At 70.1% G+C, this 15,906-nt stretch carries 14 protein-coding genes; 5 read left to right on the top strand and 9 right to left on the bottom strand.

Going from position 1 to position 15,906, the window contains the following annotated elements; translation table 11 throughout:
- Positions 1 to 2: 2 nt before the first annotated feature.
- From HCX50_RS07790 to HCX50_RS07780, 3 genes are all read right to left on the bottom strand, one after another.
- Positions 3 to 2,450, bottom strand: coding sequence for a polysaccharide lyase 8 family protein (locus HCX50_RS07790; protein WP_167633610.1), 2,448 nt, complete (start codon positions 2,448 to 2,450; stop codon positions 3 to 5).
- A gap of 184 nt (positions 2,451 to 2,634) precedes the next feature.
- Positions 2,635 to 3,489, bottom strand: coding sequence for a fumarylacetoacetate hydrolase family protein (locus tag HCX50_RS07785; protein WP_167633608.1), 855 nt, complete (start codon positions 3,487 to 3,489; stop codon positions 2,635 to 2,637).
- Between the two features lie 13 nt (positions 3,490 to 3,502).
- Positions 3,503 to 4,477 (bottom strand): C-terminal binding protein, encoded by a 975-nt coding sequence (locus HCX50_RS07780; RefSeq protein ID WP_167633606.1) that lies wholly within the window; start codon positions 4,475 to 4,477, stop codon positions 3,503 to 3,505.
- Between the two features lie 76 nt (positions 4,478 to 4,553).
- On the opposite strand from HCX50_RS07780, the gene HCX50_RS07775 reads away from it, so the two are divergent.
- Together HCX50_RS07775 and HCX50_RS07770 are read left to right on the top strand one after the other, a co-directional pair.
- Positions 4,554 to 5,303 (top strand): SDR family NAD(P)-dependent oxidoreductase, encoded by a 750-nt coding sequence (locus tag HCX50_RS07775; RefSeq protein ID WP_091033223.1) that lies wholly within the window; start codon positions 4,554 to 4,556, stop codon positions 5,301 to 5,303.
- A complete protein-coding gene (locus tag HCX50_RS07770) occupies positions 5,296 to 5,640 on the top strand; it encodes a nuclear transport factor 2 family protein (protein WP_167633604.1) in 345 nt (114 codons plus the stop codon). The genes HCX50_RS07775 and HCX50_RS07770 overlap by 8 nt, the downstream gene beginning before the upstream one ends.
- Before the next feature lie 183 nt (positions 5,641 to 5,823).
- Here HCX50_RS07770 and HCX50_RS07765 read toward each other — a convergent pair whose 3' ends face one another.
- Positions 5,824 to 6,162, bottom strand: a complete 339-nt coding sequence (locus HCX50_RS07765; protein WP_167633602.1) for an SdpI family protein — start codon at positions 6,160 to 6,162, stop codon at positions 5,824 to 5,826.
- Positions 6,163 to 6,391: 229 nt separating this feature from the next.
- Entirely contained in the window at positions 6,392 to 7,588 is a 1,197-nt protein-coding gene (gene dinB, locus HCX50_RS07760) for a DNA polymerase IV (protein ID WP_167633600.1), read from the bottom strand.
- A 102-nt stretch (positions 7,589 to 7,690) separates the two neighbouring features.
- Between dinB and HCX50_RS07755 the strand changes: the two genes are divergently transcribed.
- On the top strand, positions 7,691 to 8,521 hold the full coding sequence (locus HCX50_RS07755; protein ID WP_167633598.1) for a zinc-ribbon domain-containing protein: 831 nt from the start codon (positions 7,691 to 7,693) through the stop codon (positions 8,519 to 8,521).
- A gap of 151 nt (positions 8,522 to 8,672) precedes the next feature.
- Here HCX50_RS07755 and HCX50_RS07750 read toward each other — a convergent pair whose 3' ends face one another.
- The 4 genes from HCX50_RS07750 to HCX50_RS07735 are packed head-to-tail and all read right to left on the bottom strand — an operon-like array spanning position 8,673 to position 14,216.
- Entirely contained in the window at positions 8,673 to 9,749 is a 1,077-nt protein-coding gene (locus HCX50_RS07750) for an enolase C-terminal domain-like protein (protein ID WP_167633596.1), read from the bottom strand.
- The gene (locus tag HCX50_RS07745) at positions 9,746 to 10,501 is read right to left on the bottom strand and encodes an SDR family NAD(P)-dependent oxidoreductase (protein ID WP_167633594.1); all 756 of its coding nucleotides are present in this window, start codon (positions 10,499 to 10,501) and stop codon (positions 9,746 to 9,748) included. Before HCX50_RS07745 ends, HCX50_RS07750 begins: the two co-directional genes overlap by 4 nt.
- 54 nt (positions 10,502 to 10,555) lie before the next feature.
- Positions 10,556 to 11,947, bottom strand: coding sequence for a hypothetical protein (locus HCX50_RS07740; RefSeq protein ID WP_091033242.1), 1,392 nt, complete (start codon positions 11,945 to 11,947; stop codon positions 10,556 to 10,558).
- A gap of 34 nt (positions 11,948 to 11,981) precedes the next feature.
- The gene (locus HCX50_RS07735; RefSeq protein WP_237682400.1) at positions 11,982 to 14,216 is read right to left on the bottom strand and encodes a DUF4148 domain-containing protein; all 2,235 of its coding nucleotides are present in this window, start codon (positions 14,214 to 14,216) and stop codon (positions 11,982 to 11,984) included.
- 149 nt (positions 14,217 to 14,365) lie between these two features.
- Here HCX50_RS07735 and HCX50_RS07730 point away from each other — a divergent pair, with 149 nt between their 5' ends.
- Positions 14,366 to 15,022, top strand: coding sequence for a GntR family transcriptional regulator (locus HCX50_RS07730; RefSeq protein ID WP_167633592.1), 657 nt, complete (start codon positions 14,366 to 14,368; stop codon positions 15,020 to 15,022).
- A gap of 8 nt (positions 15,023 to 15,030) precedes the next feature.
- Positions 15,031 to 15,873, top strand: a complete 843-nt coding sequence (locus HCX50_RS07725) for an SDR family NAD(P)-dependent oxidoreductase (RefSeq protein WP_167633590.1) — start codon at positions 15,031 to 15,033, stop codon at positions 15,871 to 15,873.
- Positions 15,874 to 15,906 lie beyond the last annotated feature (33 nt).

Raw genomic sequence — 15,906 nt, 5'->3', positions numbered from 1 at the left:
CCTCAGAAGTGGAGTTCGCCCTCCGCGTGGCGCGCCCCGGAAGCGAGGGTCACCACCACGCGAGAGCCCACGATCGCCACAGACCCGCCCGTGCAGGACGAGCTCGACGGGATACCGAGGCCATCGAACGCCACGCTCAGCGCCGTCACGGATCCCGCGTGCTCATCGATCGCGACGACCACCGCGCCGTCGGTACGAGTGCTGACGGCGACAGTGCACGGTGCACTCGCCGTCACCCCGTCCACCGTCACCGCCCGCCAGAACGCGAACAGACGCGTATCGCGCGCGTCGAACCGCAGCGCCTGACACTCGGCGGAGTTCTGGAGCACCGCGAAGTTCGGTGCGGCGGCGAACGCCTGCGTCGCGGTGAGGGATGCTCCAGGCAACACGGCGTACTGATACGACCGGCCGGAGAAATTCTGGCCGTGCCAGAGCCACAGGGTGAGATATCGGCGTGCATGTGGAGTCGCGTCGATTCCTGCCGTGGTGTTGATGTCGGCCCACGATCCGGTGCGCTCCTCGCGCTTCATCTTCACGCTGCCGCCGACGGGGAAGAAGTATCCGCCGACACCGTCGATGTGGACGCTCAGCGGACCGGTCGCGTTCTCCGTGCGCGAGCTCGGCAGCGTCCCGATGCGGACGACGCCGTCGACGCGCAGGGGGGACGCGCCCGCGGCGTGGAGGTTCCGATTCTCGACGACGGTCTCGACGATGCCCCCGGTGGTGGAGGAGATGTCAGCGCCCAGGGCGACGAGGACGCCGTCCTGGAGGAACCAGGCCTTGCGCGCGTGCATGTCGCTCCCGCGGAACGCCCCGCCCGTCCCCGCGTGATCGTGCGGCGCATGGAGATCCTGCGCGAAGACCGTCGCCGCGTCGGGGGAGTCCGACATCACGGACGATCCGCCCGTCCATTCACCCGGTGGACGCCCCTTGCCGGATGTGCCGCCGATCCGATCGGGGAGGGCGAGCTGCTCCACGGTCGTGCCCGGCAGGCGATAGCGGTCGACAGTCGGCCAGAACTCATCGTCGTAGTGGGAGGTGTCCGCGTCGTACACGTACGTCATGCCGCTGCCGGAATGGTAGCCGCGGATGTTCTCCAACGTGCTGCATTCGTACCAGGCGATCGTCGGACTCGATGCCGAGATCGCGATCGCGTGATCGGCGTCGCGCACGATGCACCGAGCCATCGCGTTGAAGACGGTCGCACCGGCGGATGGTTCGGGGAGAGCGGCCACCGCGCTGTTCGTCAGCGCGACGACCAGGCCCGTCCTCGCCACCGACCCCGTCTCGAAGATCCGCCCCGTGGAGTCCTCGTTCACCCAGGAGCGCACGCGCCCGCGGATCTGCGTCGCCACCGGTGCAGGAGCAGCTTCTGCGAGCAGGAGCAGCCCCTCCACCGCCTGGAAACCGGCATCCTGACTGCGAGCGAGCGGGCGGGCGACAGCACGGCCCCGCACGTGGTCCATGACCCTGCCGCGGTAGACGACCGGCAGGTAGCTCTTCCCGACCAGGTCGAAGAACGCCTCGTACTCCGGTCCGGCCGCTCCCAGGTCGAGGAGCGCGAACAGGCGCGACGCCGCGAGCAGGAGCTCGATTCCGTACGAGCCCGTGTACGGGACGCTCGCATGCTGGATCATCGAGCCGTCGGCGTGGAAGCCGTCTCCCTCCAGGACGGTCGCCCACACCGGCGCGAGGCCGGCCCGTGCCCTCTCGAGCCTCGAGACGTTCCCGTCCAGCAGCGCGCGCACCACCACGGTCTGGCACATGTCCATCCGGTTCGCCCCGGTCGATTCCTTCACGGGAAGCCCCTTCAGCGGATCGAGGAACCACGGGTCCGGCACGAAGTGGTCGATCGCCGCGCATCCCGCGGTGACCTGCGTGGCAGTCAGCTCGTCGCCGACGAGCACGAGGATGCTCGCGAGAGCGCGGGGCGATCCGATCTGCCAATCCCACCAGTTGTCCGCGGCGGCCATCGGCGTCCCCGATGCGAAGCCGGCCGCGGCGAGCGAGCCGAGACCCGAGGAGATCTGCGCGACCAGGGTCGAGTCGGCATGATGCATCGACCCCGGGGTCGCCCATGCGACGGCGAGGTCGAGCAGCCGCGTGTACGACTGGCGGATCTTCTGCGCAGTACGCACGCCCTGAGCATCGGGATTCGCGCCCGTCACGAGGAGATCCGTGAACACTGAGACCGCGGTGGGATCGAGCATCGCCCGCCACCCGGTGACACGGGCGTCCAGCGCCGAAAGCGCCGTCGCGAACCTCGCATCGGAAGGGACGACCTGGTGGCGACCGGTGAGGATGTCCGTCCAGCGCGCTCGCAGCACCGGGTCGATCGTCGTCGTGCCCGCCCACGGCGCGGGGAGCGTGGAGAAGATCGACTCTGCGAGCGTGAGTGCCGCCATGCCTGTGGACACCCGAAGCAGGGTGCGTCGTGTGAGCTGAACCATGAACCGTCCTCCGCATCGTCGCGTCTGAGACGGAACGTAGCTTCGGGCGAAGGAATGAGTCCAGAGTGAATGCGACGGCGGAGACGGGCGCATGCCGAGAGCCCGACGGCCCCTGCCCGAGGCACGGTGCACTCAGCAAAAGGAACCGTGCCCCGGACACAGGCCGCCGGGCGCGAGCGGGCGGTCAGCCCAGGTGCACCCGTTCGGTGCGCTGATGCTGGCGGCCGAGACCTTCGATCTCGATCGTCATCTCGTCGCCGTCCTGCAGGTACGGAAAGCGCCCGGAGAGCGCGACGCCCTGCGGAGTTCCGGTGTTGATCACGTCGCCGGGTTCGAGCACGAGGTACTGGCTCAGCTCGTGCACGATCTGCAGCACGGGGAAGATCATGTCGGCCGTCGAGGAGTCCTGACGCGGCTCGCCGTTCACGAAGGAACGCAGGCGCAGGTTCTGCGGGTCGACCTCGTCGGCGGGGACGAGCGCGGGCCCGAGCGGGTTGAACGTCTCGGAGCACTTGCCCTTCGACCACTGCCCACCCGAGACGTCGAGCTGGTACGCCCGCTCCGACACGTCGTTCGAGATCGTGTACCCGGCGATCACGTCGCGCGCGGCATCCGGCGACGACAGGTAGCGGGCGGTCTTGCCGATCACGATCGCCAGTTCGACCTCCCAGTCGACCTTCTCGGCACCGGGCGGCAGCAGCACGACGTCGTTCGGGCCGACGACGGTGTTCGGATGCTTGAAGAAGATCACCGGATGCTCGGGCGGCAGCGACCCCGACTCGGCCGCGTGCGCGGCGTAGTTCTGACCGACGCAGACCACCGCCGTCGGACGCGTGACGGGCGAGCCGATGCGCAGCCCCTCGACGTCGGCCGTGGACAGCTCGCCGCGGCTCAGTGCCGCGCGCACGCGGGAGATGCCGTCCGACGCGAGGAAGGCGCCGTCGATGTCCGCGGTGAGGGGTGCGAGGTCGTAGACGACGCCGTCCTCGCGGACGTACGGGTGTTCGTGACCGACCGGGCCCAGTCGCAGCAGTTCCATGATGATCCTTCGGTCAGCGCGCGGCGGCGTAGGTCGGGTTGACGATCGGCACGGACTCCCCGGCGAGGTACCGGATGATGTTCTCTGCCGCGTGCACGGGCAGATCCGCCAGGGCCTGGGGAGAGAACCAGGCGGCGTGCGGGGTCAGCAGAACCTGCTCGAGATCGCGCAGCGGCGAGTCGGCGGCGAGGGGCTCCCCCGCGAACACATCGAGGGCGGCGGCACCCAGGTGCCCGGCGCGCAGCGAGTCCGCGAGCGCATCCTCATCGATGAGCGGACCGCGGCACGTGTTCACCACGACAGCGCCGGGCTTCATCGTCGCGATGGCCGTGGCGTCGACCAGGTGCCGGGTCTCGTCGGTGAGCGGCACGTGCAGAGTGAGGATATCGGCCTGGGCCACGGCATCCGGAATGCTCACGGGCTCGCAGCCGGCGTCGCGCACGGCGTCGACGGGGGCATAGGGGTCGGCGACGACGACGCGGAAGCCCAGCGCACGGCATCCGCGGGCGACCATCGATCCGATGCGGCCGAAGCCGAGCACCGAGACGGTGGTGGCCGAGGGGCGCACGGCGAGCGGGCGGGCATCGACGGCCTTCCAGGTGCCGGCGCGCACGGCGCGGTCGTAGGCGGGGAGACCGCGGGCCTGCGTCATGATCATCGCGATGGTGTGCGCGGCGACCTCTTCGATGCAGTAGCTCGGGGTGTTCGCGATGGCGATGCCGCGGGCGGTGGCGGCCTCGACGTCGACCATGTCGTAACCGATGCCCACGCGGCTGATGATGCGCAGGTTCGGCATCCGGTCCATCACCTCGCCGGTGATCTGCGCCCACTGCACGACGAGCCCCTCGGCCTCGGAGCCGGCGGCGGCGATGTCGTCGAGGCTGCCCGATACGGCGCGCTCGGCGCGCAGCCCGGCCTGCCGGAGGGTGTCCTCAATGACGGTTCCCGGCAGGTCGCAGTCACTGACGAGGATGAAGGGCGCAGTCATGAGAGCGATGCTATAGCATCTAGCAGATGTCTGCACGGCACTACGGTTGGCCATCATTTGCTATAGCATCGGACGCATGACTACCCGCCGCGCTCTGATCACGGGGGCCAGTTCCGGTATCGGAACCGCCGCCGCCCTCGACCTCGCCCGCGAGGGCACCGCCCTCTGGATCACGTACGCCGGACGGGAAGCCGAAGCTCTCCGCGTCGCCGAGGAGTGCCGGGCGGCCGGCGCCCCCGAGGTGCACGTCTCGCGCCTGGACCTGCGCGAGCGCGAGTCGATCGACGCGCTGGTCGGCGAGATCACGGACGCCTGGGGCTCGCTGCACGTGCTCATCAACAACGGCGGCGTGTGCCCGTACACCGCCTATGACGACATCGACTTCGACGAGTGGGACATGGTCCTCGAGACCAACGCCCGCGGCACGTTCTTCCTCACCCGCGGCGCCCTTCCGCTGCTCCGGGCCGCCGAGGGAGATCGCTCCGTGATCAACATCGCGTCGATCGCCGGGCAGGTCGGCGCGCTGCAGACCGGCATCCACTACGCCGCCAGCAAGGGGGCGATCCTCGCGATCACGCGCAGCTTCGCCCGACACCTCGCGTCCGAGGGCATCCGCGTGAATGCGGTCACCCCCGGTCCGGTCAAGAGCGCGATCACCGACCAGTTGCAGGGCGCCGGCCGCGAGAAGCTCGAAGCCGGCATCCCCCTCGGCGCGTTCGGTCAGCCGGAAGACGTCGCCTGGATCATCACATCACTCGCGTCGGAGCGCGCCCGCTTCATCACCGGCGCCACCTACGACGTCAACGGAGGCGTTCGCATTGACTGACTTCTCTGCCCGCTCCGCCATCGACACCGTCCAGGCGCAGCTCGACGCGTTCAACGCGCACGACCTCGACGCCTTCGTCGCGACCTACGCCGCGGATGCCGTGATCACCGGCGTCGCTCCCGAACCGGTGATGGGCTCAGCCGCGATCCGCGCGTTCTACGAGCCGCGGCTGCAGAACCCCGAGCTGTCGTGCGTGATCGAGACCAGCGTGCTGTTCGGCACCCGCTGGGTCGTCGCGCAGGAACAGGTCATCAATGCGGGCGTCGCGACCGAGACCATCGCGACCTTCGACGTGGTCGACGGACTGATCTCGCGTGCCTCGATGCTCAAGGCCTGAAGCCGCGGCGACCTCGCCGGCCGGCCCTCCCGACATCCTGTGTCAGCGGGCCTCTCCACCTGAAGGAGATCTCGCGACATGAAGGAGCCGTAGGCGAAAAGGCTCCTTCATGTCGTGCTTTCTCCTTTAGAACGCGCGACTCTCGGGACACTGGCACGCCGCAGAACTGCGATCCGTGAGCCCCTACCCCGCGTGCGCGGCCGCACCGGCGCGGTTCGCCTGAACGAGTGAGACGACAGACGTGGCGAGGAAGATGGCCGCGACCGCAACGACAGCGATGAGGGAGACAGTGCCTTCGGTGACGAGCGCGATGAGGGCTGCAGCGAGACTCACGACGAAGCCGATCCAGACGGTCTTGGCGGCCGCGCGGTGGGATGCTGCCCACGCCGCGTCACTTCGCATCGTCGCGTTCGTGCGGATGCCGGCGAGCCGATTGCGGCTCAGTCGACCGCGGCTGGCGAGTTCCGTCAACACGGCGGTGAGCAGCAGCAGCGCGGGGAAGATCACGGCGATGACAGGCATGTCGGCAGTCTAAAACGCCCTGGCTCGGCCACGCGAGGCGAAGGAGATCTCGCGGAATGAAGGAGCCATCCGCGAAAGGGTTCCTTCATACCGTGCGATCTCCTTCAGAACGTGCGGGAGCAGCCGCAGAACGTGCGGGCGCAGCCGCAGAACGCGCGGGCGCAGCCGCAGAACGCGGGGTCGCAGCCGCAGAACGCGCGGTCGCAGCCGCAGAACGGTCGGTCCCGGATCACTCGTGCTCGGGAAGGATCGGCGACGACCACCCCGGATCACGGCCCAGCTGCGCCGCCCGCGACACCGAGGTCGACCCGTAGCGGTCGCGCAGGGTGTCGAGCACGGAGTCGAGTCGCGCGTCATCGCCCCAGTCGATCGGCAGCTCGGGCTGCACGTTCCCGACGCGGTCGAGCTGCGACAGCGAGATGCCGATCAGGGTGATGCCGCGCGCCGAGATCTCGGCCTGCGCCGCGGCGAGCAGCGCGCGAGCGACGGTGAGCACGATGGCGGTGCGATCGGTGGGCGCTCGGAGCGAGCGGGAGCGCGTGGCCTTCGAGAAGTCGCCGAAGCGCAGCCGCAGCACGACGGTGCGGCAGACGCGGTCGCCGTCGCGAAGTCGCCGCCCGAGCCGGTCGACGATCTGGGTGAGGATCAGGTCGAGCTCCTCCGCGGACCGCGGGCGGCTGCCGAGCGCCCGCTGCGAGCCGACCGATCCGCGCCGCCGGGTGGTGTCGACCGGACGCGGATCCCGCAGCCGGGCCAGCGCGTGCACGTGGGCACCCGTCGCCTTGCCCAGCATCCGCTCCGCCGTCGCGGCCTCGAGCTCGGCGAGCTCACCGACCGTGCGGATGCCGTAGCGGTGCAGCTTCTCGGCCGTCACGGCCCCCACACCCCACAGCCGTTCGACCGGAAGGGGAAGCAGGAACTCCTCCTCGCGCTCGGGTTCCACGACCAACAGGCCGTCGGGTTTGCTCACGGCGCTGGCGACCTTGGCGAGGAACTTGGTGCGCGCGACCCCTACCGAGATCGCCAGCCCGGCCTCCGTCCGCACGCGTTCCCGCAACCGTGCCGCGATCTGCTCAGGCGTGCCCGCGATGCGTCGCAACCCCCCGACCTCGAGGAACGCTTCGTCGATCGAGAGCCCCTCCACGAGTGGGGTGGTGTCGCGGAAGATCGCGAACACGTCTTTGCTCGCGGCGGAGTACGCCTCCATGCGCGGGGGGACGACGACGGCATCCGGGCAGAGCTCACGCGCCTGCCGGCCGCCCATCGCCGTGCGGACCCCGCGCGCCTTCGCCTCATAGCTCGCGGCGAGCACGACGCCACCGCCCACGATGACGGGTCGACCGCGCAGTTCCGGCGCATCACGCTGCTCGACCGACGCGTAGAACGCATCGAGATCGGCGTGCAGCACCGTGGCTTCCCCACGCATCCGTTCTCCCGTCGACGTGCGGATCGTCGCACGGACCGCGGACATCCGGACCGTCGTCGACCGGGGCGACGCGATGTCCGTGCTCGCGGATATCGTCGGCGCGTGCCGGAACCGGTGAAGCAGTGGTGGGCGCGACGGCAGTTCTCCCGCGGTCGCGCCGTTCCGTATGAGGTGGGCACATACCGCGCCGGGTGGGCGGCGTACCCGGAACTGATCCGGCAGTACCACCCGGAGCTCAACCACGGCATCGCGCTGTCGCAGGTCCCGCTCGCGGCCGATGTGCTGCTCTGTTGGGAGTGCCCGGTCGGACACCGGTTCGCCGCCACCCCGACCGAGCAGCGCGAGCGACCGGGCCAGGTGCGGCGCCGCTCCGCGTGGTGTCCCGAGTGCTCGGCGCTCGCCCGTCCGCAACCGGTCGTGCTGGGCGAGGGCCGTGCTCTCCCGCGAAAACCCCGTCGCCCCGCGCCCGCGCTCTGCACCAAGACACCCGACCTGCCCGCCGGGACCGCGTTCGTGAGCGCGTGCGCCCCGCGCCCGGCATCCGCGGTGGAAGGACGCCTGCGCGCAGAGCTCGGTGCGCTGATCGAGTTCGACGCGGCCGTGAACGCGGTGAAAGTGTCGCGCCCGTTCTTCCGCCACACCGAGGTCTGGCCCGACATCGTGTTCCCGGAACTGCGCGTTGCGCTCGAGTACGACACGGTCGGCCGTCACGGCCTCGAGCACGTCGGCAAGCGACAGGATGCCGATCTGCGCAAAGACCGCGCCCTCCGCGCTGCGGGGTGGGAGGTCATCCGCATCCGGACCGGGAAGCTCGAGCCTCTCGGCCCGCACGACCTCGCACTGTCGTCGGTGAGTGCGAAGAGCGTGGCGCGCATCGTCGACGAACTGCGGGCCATCCGCGGCGCGCTGCTCGTGGACGCGTATCTGCGGTGAGGCGTTGCCGCGCTCCCGGCCACCCGCCGCGAAGGAGAACTCCTGAAATGAAGGAGCCGACAGCGCAGAACGTCCTTCATTCCGCGACTTCTCCTTCAGAACGCGCGGAGCGACTCCCAGAACGCGCGACGCGACTGCCGGCGCCGCCCCGTCAGCTCTTCCCGAACCGGAACACTCCAGGATCGAGCGCGAACCCGAGCCCCGGCGCATCCGTCGGCCGGATCCGCCCCTCGAACGACGGACCGCCGAGCACGAACGACGGCGCCGGGTCGTACGGGTTGATACCCCGCGCGAAGGTCTCCACGCCGATGCCCAGGTGGGCGGTGACCTCGGGGTAGACATGCCCCGAGACGGGCACGCCGCGCTCGGCCGCCCAGGCGATCAGCTCCTGGGCCGGGGTCACGCCACCGATCGCGACGACGTCGAGGCGCAGCGCTTCGACCCCGCCGACCTCGACCAGCGCCTTCAGCACGGCAGGGTCGGTGACCTCATCGCCGACCGAGACGGGAAGGCCCGATTCCCGACGGATTCGCGCGACACCCGCGGCATCCTCCGGCAGCAGCGGGTCTTCGAGCCAGGCCAGCTGCGGGTCGCCCCACTGCGCGATCTCGGCCAGGGCGGCATCGGCATCCGGCCAGCCGAAGCCGACGTCGACGATCAGACCGGTCGCGGAGGGCAGCTCGGCGTTCAGCAGGGCGAACAGTTCGCGCATATATGCCGGATCGGGAATGCGGGAGATCTTCACGTACGTCCAGCCGTCGGCCTGCGCGAGAACCTCGTCGGCGACCTCGCGCGGAGGCCGGTCAGGCGACGGGTATGCGGCGACGAGAATCGAGTCCCGCGGCGCGTCTCCGGTGCCGAGCAGCGTCCACAGCGGCACGTCCGCGCGTCGTGCCGCGATGTCCCACAGTGCGATGTCCACGAGGCCGATGGCCCGCCGCACGAGACCCACCCGCCCGACGATCGCACTGCCGCGCAGCATCCGCTCCCAGGTCGCGATCGGGTCATCGGCATCCGCACCGACCGCATGTGCAGCGACGAGCCGGTCGACGATCTCGGCCATCGGCGCCTCACGCGACAGGCAGTATGCGACGCCGGTCGTGCCGTCGTCGGCGTTCGCCTGCACCGCGCTGTACTCGCGGCGGGTCACCGTCATCGCCCCCAACTGCAAGGGCGCGGGGAGGGGCAGAGCGGCCGTGGCCGTCTCGATGCGCGCGATCGTGCTCATTCGGGCTTCTTCGCCAGGGGGATGCCGTAGTCGACCATGAAGCCGCCGTCGACGTAGAGGGTCTGGCCGTTCATGTAGCGGGACTGGTCGGAGACGAGGAAGCTGACCGCCGCGGCGATCTCGCTCGCGTCGCCCAGGCGCTTCGCGGGGATGCGCGACAGGATCGTGTCGAGGCTGAGTGTGCCCGCCTCGACGCCCTGGCGGAAGACTCCCGTGTCGATGTAGCCGGGCGCGACCGCATTTACCCGCACGCCACGCGAGGCCCACTCGGCACCGGCAGTCGAGGTCAGGCCGATCACGGCGGCCTTGGTCGTGGCGTAGGGAGCGCGTCCCGCCGAACCGCGCGACGAGATCGACGAGATGTTCACGATGCGGCCGTCGCCGCGCTCCAGCATCCGCCTGCCCGCGGCCTGCAGCGCCGAGAAGACGCCGTGCAGGTTGACGTCGACCACGGCCGACCACTCGTCCCAGCTGAGGTCTTCGATGCCGCGGTGGCGCTGGATGCCGGCGTTGTTGACGAGCACCTCGATGGGTCCGAGCTCGGCCTCGATCTCGCCGAACACCCGGTCGACGCCGGCGTGGTCGGTCACGTCGAGCTCGCGCCACAGGATGCCGGCGGGGTTCTCTCCCGAGGTGAGTCCGGGCACGCGATCCGCGGCGACGACCGTGTAGCCGTCGGCGGCGAGGCGCTGGCCGATCTCCCAGCCGATGCCGGCGGATCCTCCGGTGACGATGGCGACGGGCGCGGTCATTGCTCTCCTCAGGGTGTGCGAGATTTGCTATAGCAAGTGTAGCGGGCGCGCGACTCAGCGGTCGAAGAGATCGGCGACGACCGCCGCGACATGCTCCTCGAGCAGGTCGAGCGCGCCGGGGGCCAGCGGCGTCTGCCACGCCTGGTACGCGCCGCGGTCATACGCATCGCGCGTCGGCAGGTACACGAAGCCGGGGCCGTTCGTGAGGTTCATCACGACGATCGGCGTCTCGGGGAACCGCGCTCGCAACGCGGTCTGCAGGCGCGAGTACGCCTCGCCCGGATGCCCGACGATCACCGCATCCCCGAGCCGCCAGGCCCAGACCGGATGCTGCACCGTCGGGCCGTCGATGTACCCGTCACGCAGGTTGCGCGCGCGGCCGAGGCGCTCCTCGCGCGACCGCGGGTCGATGTCCTTCCACTCCTCGGCGAGCTCGTCCAGCGTCGGCAGGTCGCGCAGCGGCAGCTCGACCGACGCCACCGAACCGGCCGCGCCCTCCCCGCCGGAGGCCTCCTGCCCCGCCCAGATCGCCAGCGGGGCGCCCGACTCCACGACGCCCTCGAGCGTCAGCTCTTCCCCCGGCGCAGGCAGCGCGTCGAGGGCCGCGAGCACCGCATGCCCGAGCGAGCGTCCGTGGCGGTCGGCGACCGAGACATCGCCGGTGTACTGCTCGCGAGGGGCCAGCTCGCCCGAGGCGCCCTGCACGAACAGGCACGGTGCATCCGTGGCCGCCTCGACGATCTCGCGCATCGCGCCGACATAGTCCGGCGATACCTCACGGCTCTGCCAGGCGAGCGTGGTCGGGTGGCAGGCATAGTTCACGAGCGTGCCGCGCACGACACCGTCGACGCTGAGGCGGCCGATCATGACGGTGTCGTCGGCGGCGCCGGCGGGATTGAAGCCCACGAGCGCACGACCGTCGACGTCGAGCTCGCGGTCGGCCGCGAGCGTGCAGCGGCCGGTCGTCCACTCGATGAGTCCGAGAACCGCCCCGTCGAGTGCCTCGCGTCCGGCGGCGATGCCCGCGGCGGCGAGCGCCTCGAGGTACCCGGGGATCAGCTCTCCACCCGGGAGGTGCGCATCGGCCGCGCAGAGCACCGCGCCGGCATGCGTGTGCGAGAGCGACAGCATCAGCTGATCGGGGTCGAGTCCGAGGCCATCGAGGATCGCCCCGCGGACACCCTGCTCGTCGGCCACGCGGCGCCACCAGGTGCCGTCGACCGCGAGCAGCAGGCGCGGCCGCTCGTCTCCCGCGATCACGGCGAGCGCGGTCAGCTCGAACGGGCGGTGCGCCCCCTCGGAGCGCTCCCAGTCGGCGGGACCCCAGTTCTTGGCGCGGATGCCGATGGGCGGCGTGACGTCGCGCCGGGCGATGCCGATGCGCGCGCGGGTGCGCGGGATGCGGATGCGGTCGCCGAGATGCGTGGGCGATGCCGTGTCGTTCACTCGAAGTCCTCCATGTGCTCCATGATGCCGCCGCTCACGCGCTCGTGAGCACGTCGGCGATCAGCACGCGGTCTCCGGCCTCGGGGAGATCCGCCTCGACGCCACGCTCGACGTTGTCGCTGTAGAGGAGCGTGGAAGGCTCCGAGAAGCCGTCGGCCAACCGCAGCCGCCCTCCGACGAACTGGCTGCCGGTGACGCGCGCGTGGTTGACGCCCGTGCCGATGTCGACGTGTGCCACGCCCTTCGGCGCTGCCGAGGTCAGGCCGCTCAGACGCCAGGTGATGACCCCCGAGCCGGCGGCTCGGGACAGCATGGCGCCCTCCGCGCGCTCTGTGCTGAGCTCGACGCCCTCCAGCGCGATGGCCTGGTCGCGCACGGCGGTCGCGGAGAGCACGGCATCGCGCACCGAGCCGCCCCGGATGGTGACCCTCGACGCGCTGATCTCGGCGGGCGCGCCTTTCACCGGGCCGCTCAACCGGCAGTCGACGAACTCGACGGGTCCGGAACCACGCGCCTTCATCCCGTCGATTCCCGTGACCGTGCAGCGCACGAAGCTCACGGAAACCGTGACCGGGGTCTGGATGAGCACCTGGTCCTTGGGGAGCGCGAAGGTGCTGTCCTCGATCGTCGTCGGGCGCGACGATCGAGCCGACCGCTGCCCGATGGCCAACAGCCCGGCGGTGCACCCGCGCACCTGGGCGCCGTCGGCGTTGATCGTCATGGTCGCCTGCGGGTCGAAGGTCGACCGTCCGATCACGCGCACGTTCTCCAGCGTCAGATCGCTGATCTTCGTGCCGGCGACGAACCACGAGCAGACGTGGTCGCGCACCGTGATGCGCTTGGCCGAGGTGCCCCACTGCGCGCCGGAATTGGCGATGTCCATCAGCCCCGAGCATCCGATGAAGGTGAGGTCGTGCTCGTACTGACCGTGGGTGGTGAACGGGTTGCCGCCCTGATCGTCGCCGTCACCGTGGCAGTTCTCGACGAGGCAGTACGCGCTGGCGGTCAGGTCGTTGAGGTGCCGCGCGTTCGACGACGTGCAGTCGCTCACCCGCCCGTAGAGGCAGTAGATCTGCTGCGTGAGGTACCCCGCGCCGCCGTAGAACACCGTGGGCGGGTTCTCGACCGAGCAACGTTCGGTCGTGAAGTGGGTGTTCCACCGCCGCATCACGACGGGCCACCAGGTGCGGCTGGCGTGCACATCGGCGACATCGCATCCGATGGCGTACTCGAACGCGATCGGATGCGACCCTGTCAGCTCGCGCGCGTCGGGGAACGAGCCGTCGGTGGGCCCGTCGAAGGGACCGGCGCCGAGGAACCGCATGTTCGAGATGCGCACGCCTTCGACCGGGGCCATCTGCCGCCAGGTGAGCTTGCGGCCCTTGTCCAGCGGCCAGCCGTTGAGGTAATTGATCCGGATGTGCTGCCCATCGATCTGCTGCGTCACCTGGACGAACCGCTGGATCTCGCGCTCATCGGCGCCGCCTCCGGCGACCGTGTCGCACTGCACCGCCCACCACGTGTCGACGGGGAACTTCGCCGCATCGGGGACGGCGACCGCATCCGTCAGCTCGGGCCAGGCTTCCGCCAGCTGATGCTCGACGACGACGTCTCGCGAGACCCCTGTGAAGAACATCACCGCACCGAACGGGTTGTCGTGGGTGTTCGGCTCGATGCCCTCCGTCGCGATGACGTGCCCGCCGAAGTCGATCTCGAGGTGGGAGCGCGTGAACCGATGCCGCCGCTGGAACAGCAGATCCGTGTGCGCTTCGATCCGTGCGACGCGGGGATCGTTCACCATCGCGGCGAGCGCATCGTCGGCCGCCGTCTCGGGCCCCGTGATGCCGAAGACCCGGAAGTCGAGCGTGCCGTCATGCTGCAGCAGCCAGGTGGTACCGCGCTTGCCGGCGATCACCGTGCCGCCGTCGGGCGTGATCTTCGCCGCGTCGGACCCCACGTACACGAGCAGCCCCGCGTCGCCCGGTGTCCGGTAGCCGGCGACGATGGCCACGTCGCCGGCCCGCGCACGGAGGCGGGCCAGCTCGGCGACGGTCTCCGCCCTGGTGATGTCTTTCGCACCCATGGCGACGGGGGCCGCCTGCGCGGGTGTCACGACAGCGAGGGAGCCGGCAGCGCCGAGCGCGACCGCACCGAGTCCGGCCATGAGGGCGCGGCGACCGGTGGACCGCACCGCGCCCTCCGCGTCAGCGCTCGCCGGTGTCGTGGCACCTGCGTGCGGATCCGCCGCAACGGTCGATCCATCGGTCATGACAACCCCTTCGTCATCGTTTCGAAGTCTTTGCTATAGCATCTAGCAAATACGCGACGGTGTCCACCGATCCGAGAAATGCCATAGCATCGAGCGAACGAATGCGCACCACTCGACGAGGCTGCGCCGCGGATCGAGAGGGCACCCGAATGCGCAGCGTCTCGGATCAGAACATCGCCGAACAGGTCACGGACGAGCTGCGCGCCGCCATCCACTCCGGAGAGCTCGCGCCCGGCGAGCGCCTCGTCGAACGCAAGCTCGCCGACCGTCTCGGCGTGAGTCACATCCCGGTGCGCGAAGCCCTGACCCGTCTCGCCGAAGAGCGCCTGATCACCCGCGAGCCCCGCCGCGGAGCCCGCGTCGCACAGCTGAGCGCGCAGGATCTGGAGGAGATCTCAAGCCTGCGGATCGTGCTCGAGCAGTTCATGGCCATCCGGGTGCAGGAGCGATGGAACGAGGAATCCGCCGCCCGTCTCGGCGCCATCGTCCAGGCGATGTCGGATGCCGCTCCCGGCGACATCGACGAGGTGCTGCGCCAGGACCGCCTGTTCCACGAGACCCTCGCCGACCTCGCCGAACACCGCTTCCTCGACGAGGTCAGCGGGCAGCTGCGCGGACGCATCACCGGGTTCCTGCACGCCGCCAACGCGGCACTCGACCCCGCCGAGCTCGAGGAGCACGTGCGCAGCCACCAGCAGATCGTCGACGCCATCGCGAGCGGAGACCCCGACCGGGCACAGGCGGTCATCGCCGAGCACGTCACCCGCGCGGTCCGGCGCATCACCCCCTCGGCCGAAGCCGAGTGACGCGGCCCGTGCCTCAGAAGACGATCGTCCTCACCGGAGCATCCGACGGGATCGGGGCAGCCGCCGCTCGCCAGCTCGCCTCGCCGTCGAACCGACTGATCCTGGTCGGCCGATCGGTCGAGAAGACCCGCACGGTCGCGGAGGAGACCGGATCGGACTGGTTCACCGCCGACTTCGCCCGCCTCGACGACGTGCGGGCGCTGGCCGGGAAGATCACGGATGCCGTCGGCGATGGCGGCATCCACGTGTTGGCGAACAACGCCGGCGGCATCTTCGGAGATCAGACCCCGACCGTCGACGGCTTCGAGAAGACGATGCAGGTCAATCACCTGGCGCCGTTCCTGCTCACTAACCTGCTGCTGCCGCAGCTGCTCGCATCCGACGGCGCGGTCATCAACACCTCGAGCATCGGCCACCGCCTCTTCGGGCACATCGACGTCGACGACCTCGACAACACCCGCCGCTTCAGCCCGAACAAGGCCTATGGCGACGCGAAGCTCGCCAACGTGCTGTTCGCGAAGAGCCTGCACACGAAGTTCCATGCCGACGGGCTCAGCGCGGTGGCGTTCCATCCGGGCACCGTGCAGACGAACTTCGCGTCCGACTCGTCGAGCATCATGCGGTTGCTCTACCGCACGCCCCTCAAGCACCTCCTGCTGATCGGGGCCGACAAGGGCGGCGACACTCTGCGCTGGTTCATCGAGGGCACCCCCGGCGACACCTGGCTCTCCGGCGCGTACTACGACGAGCGCACCCTCACCACGAAGGTCAACCCGCAGGTGAACGACCCGGATCTCGCCGAGGCCCTCTGGCAGCGCAGTGCCGCCCTCGTCGGCATCCCGTCGTGGTAGCCCGTCCCGCCCCTTTCGCCCGCTCCTTCCCCC

The organism is Microbacterium sp. B19(2022), from assembly GCF_012030385.1.
Taxonomy (GTDB): Bacteria; Actinomycetota; Actinomycetes; order Actinomycetales; family Microbacteriaceae; genus Microbacterium; species Microbacterium oxydans_B.
Note: the sequence above shows the minus strand (reverse complement) of the source record. Positions and strands in the feature narration are given on the sequence as shown.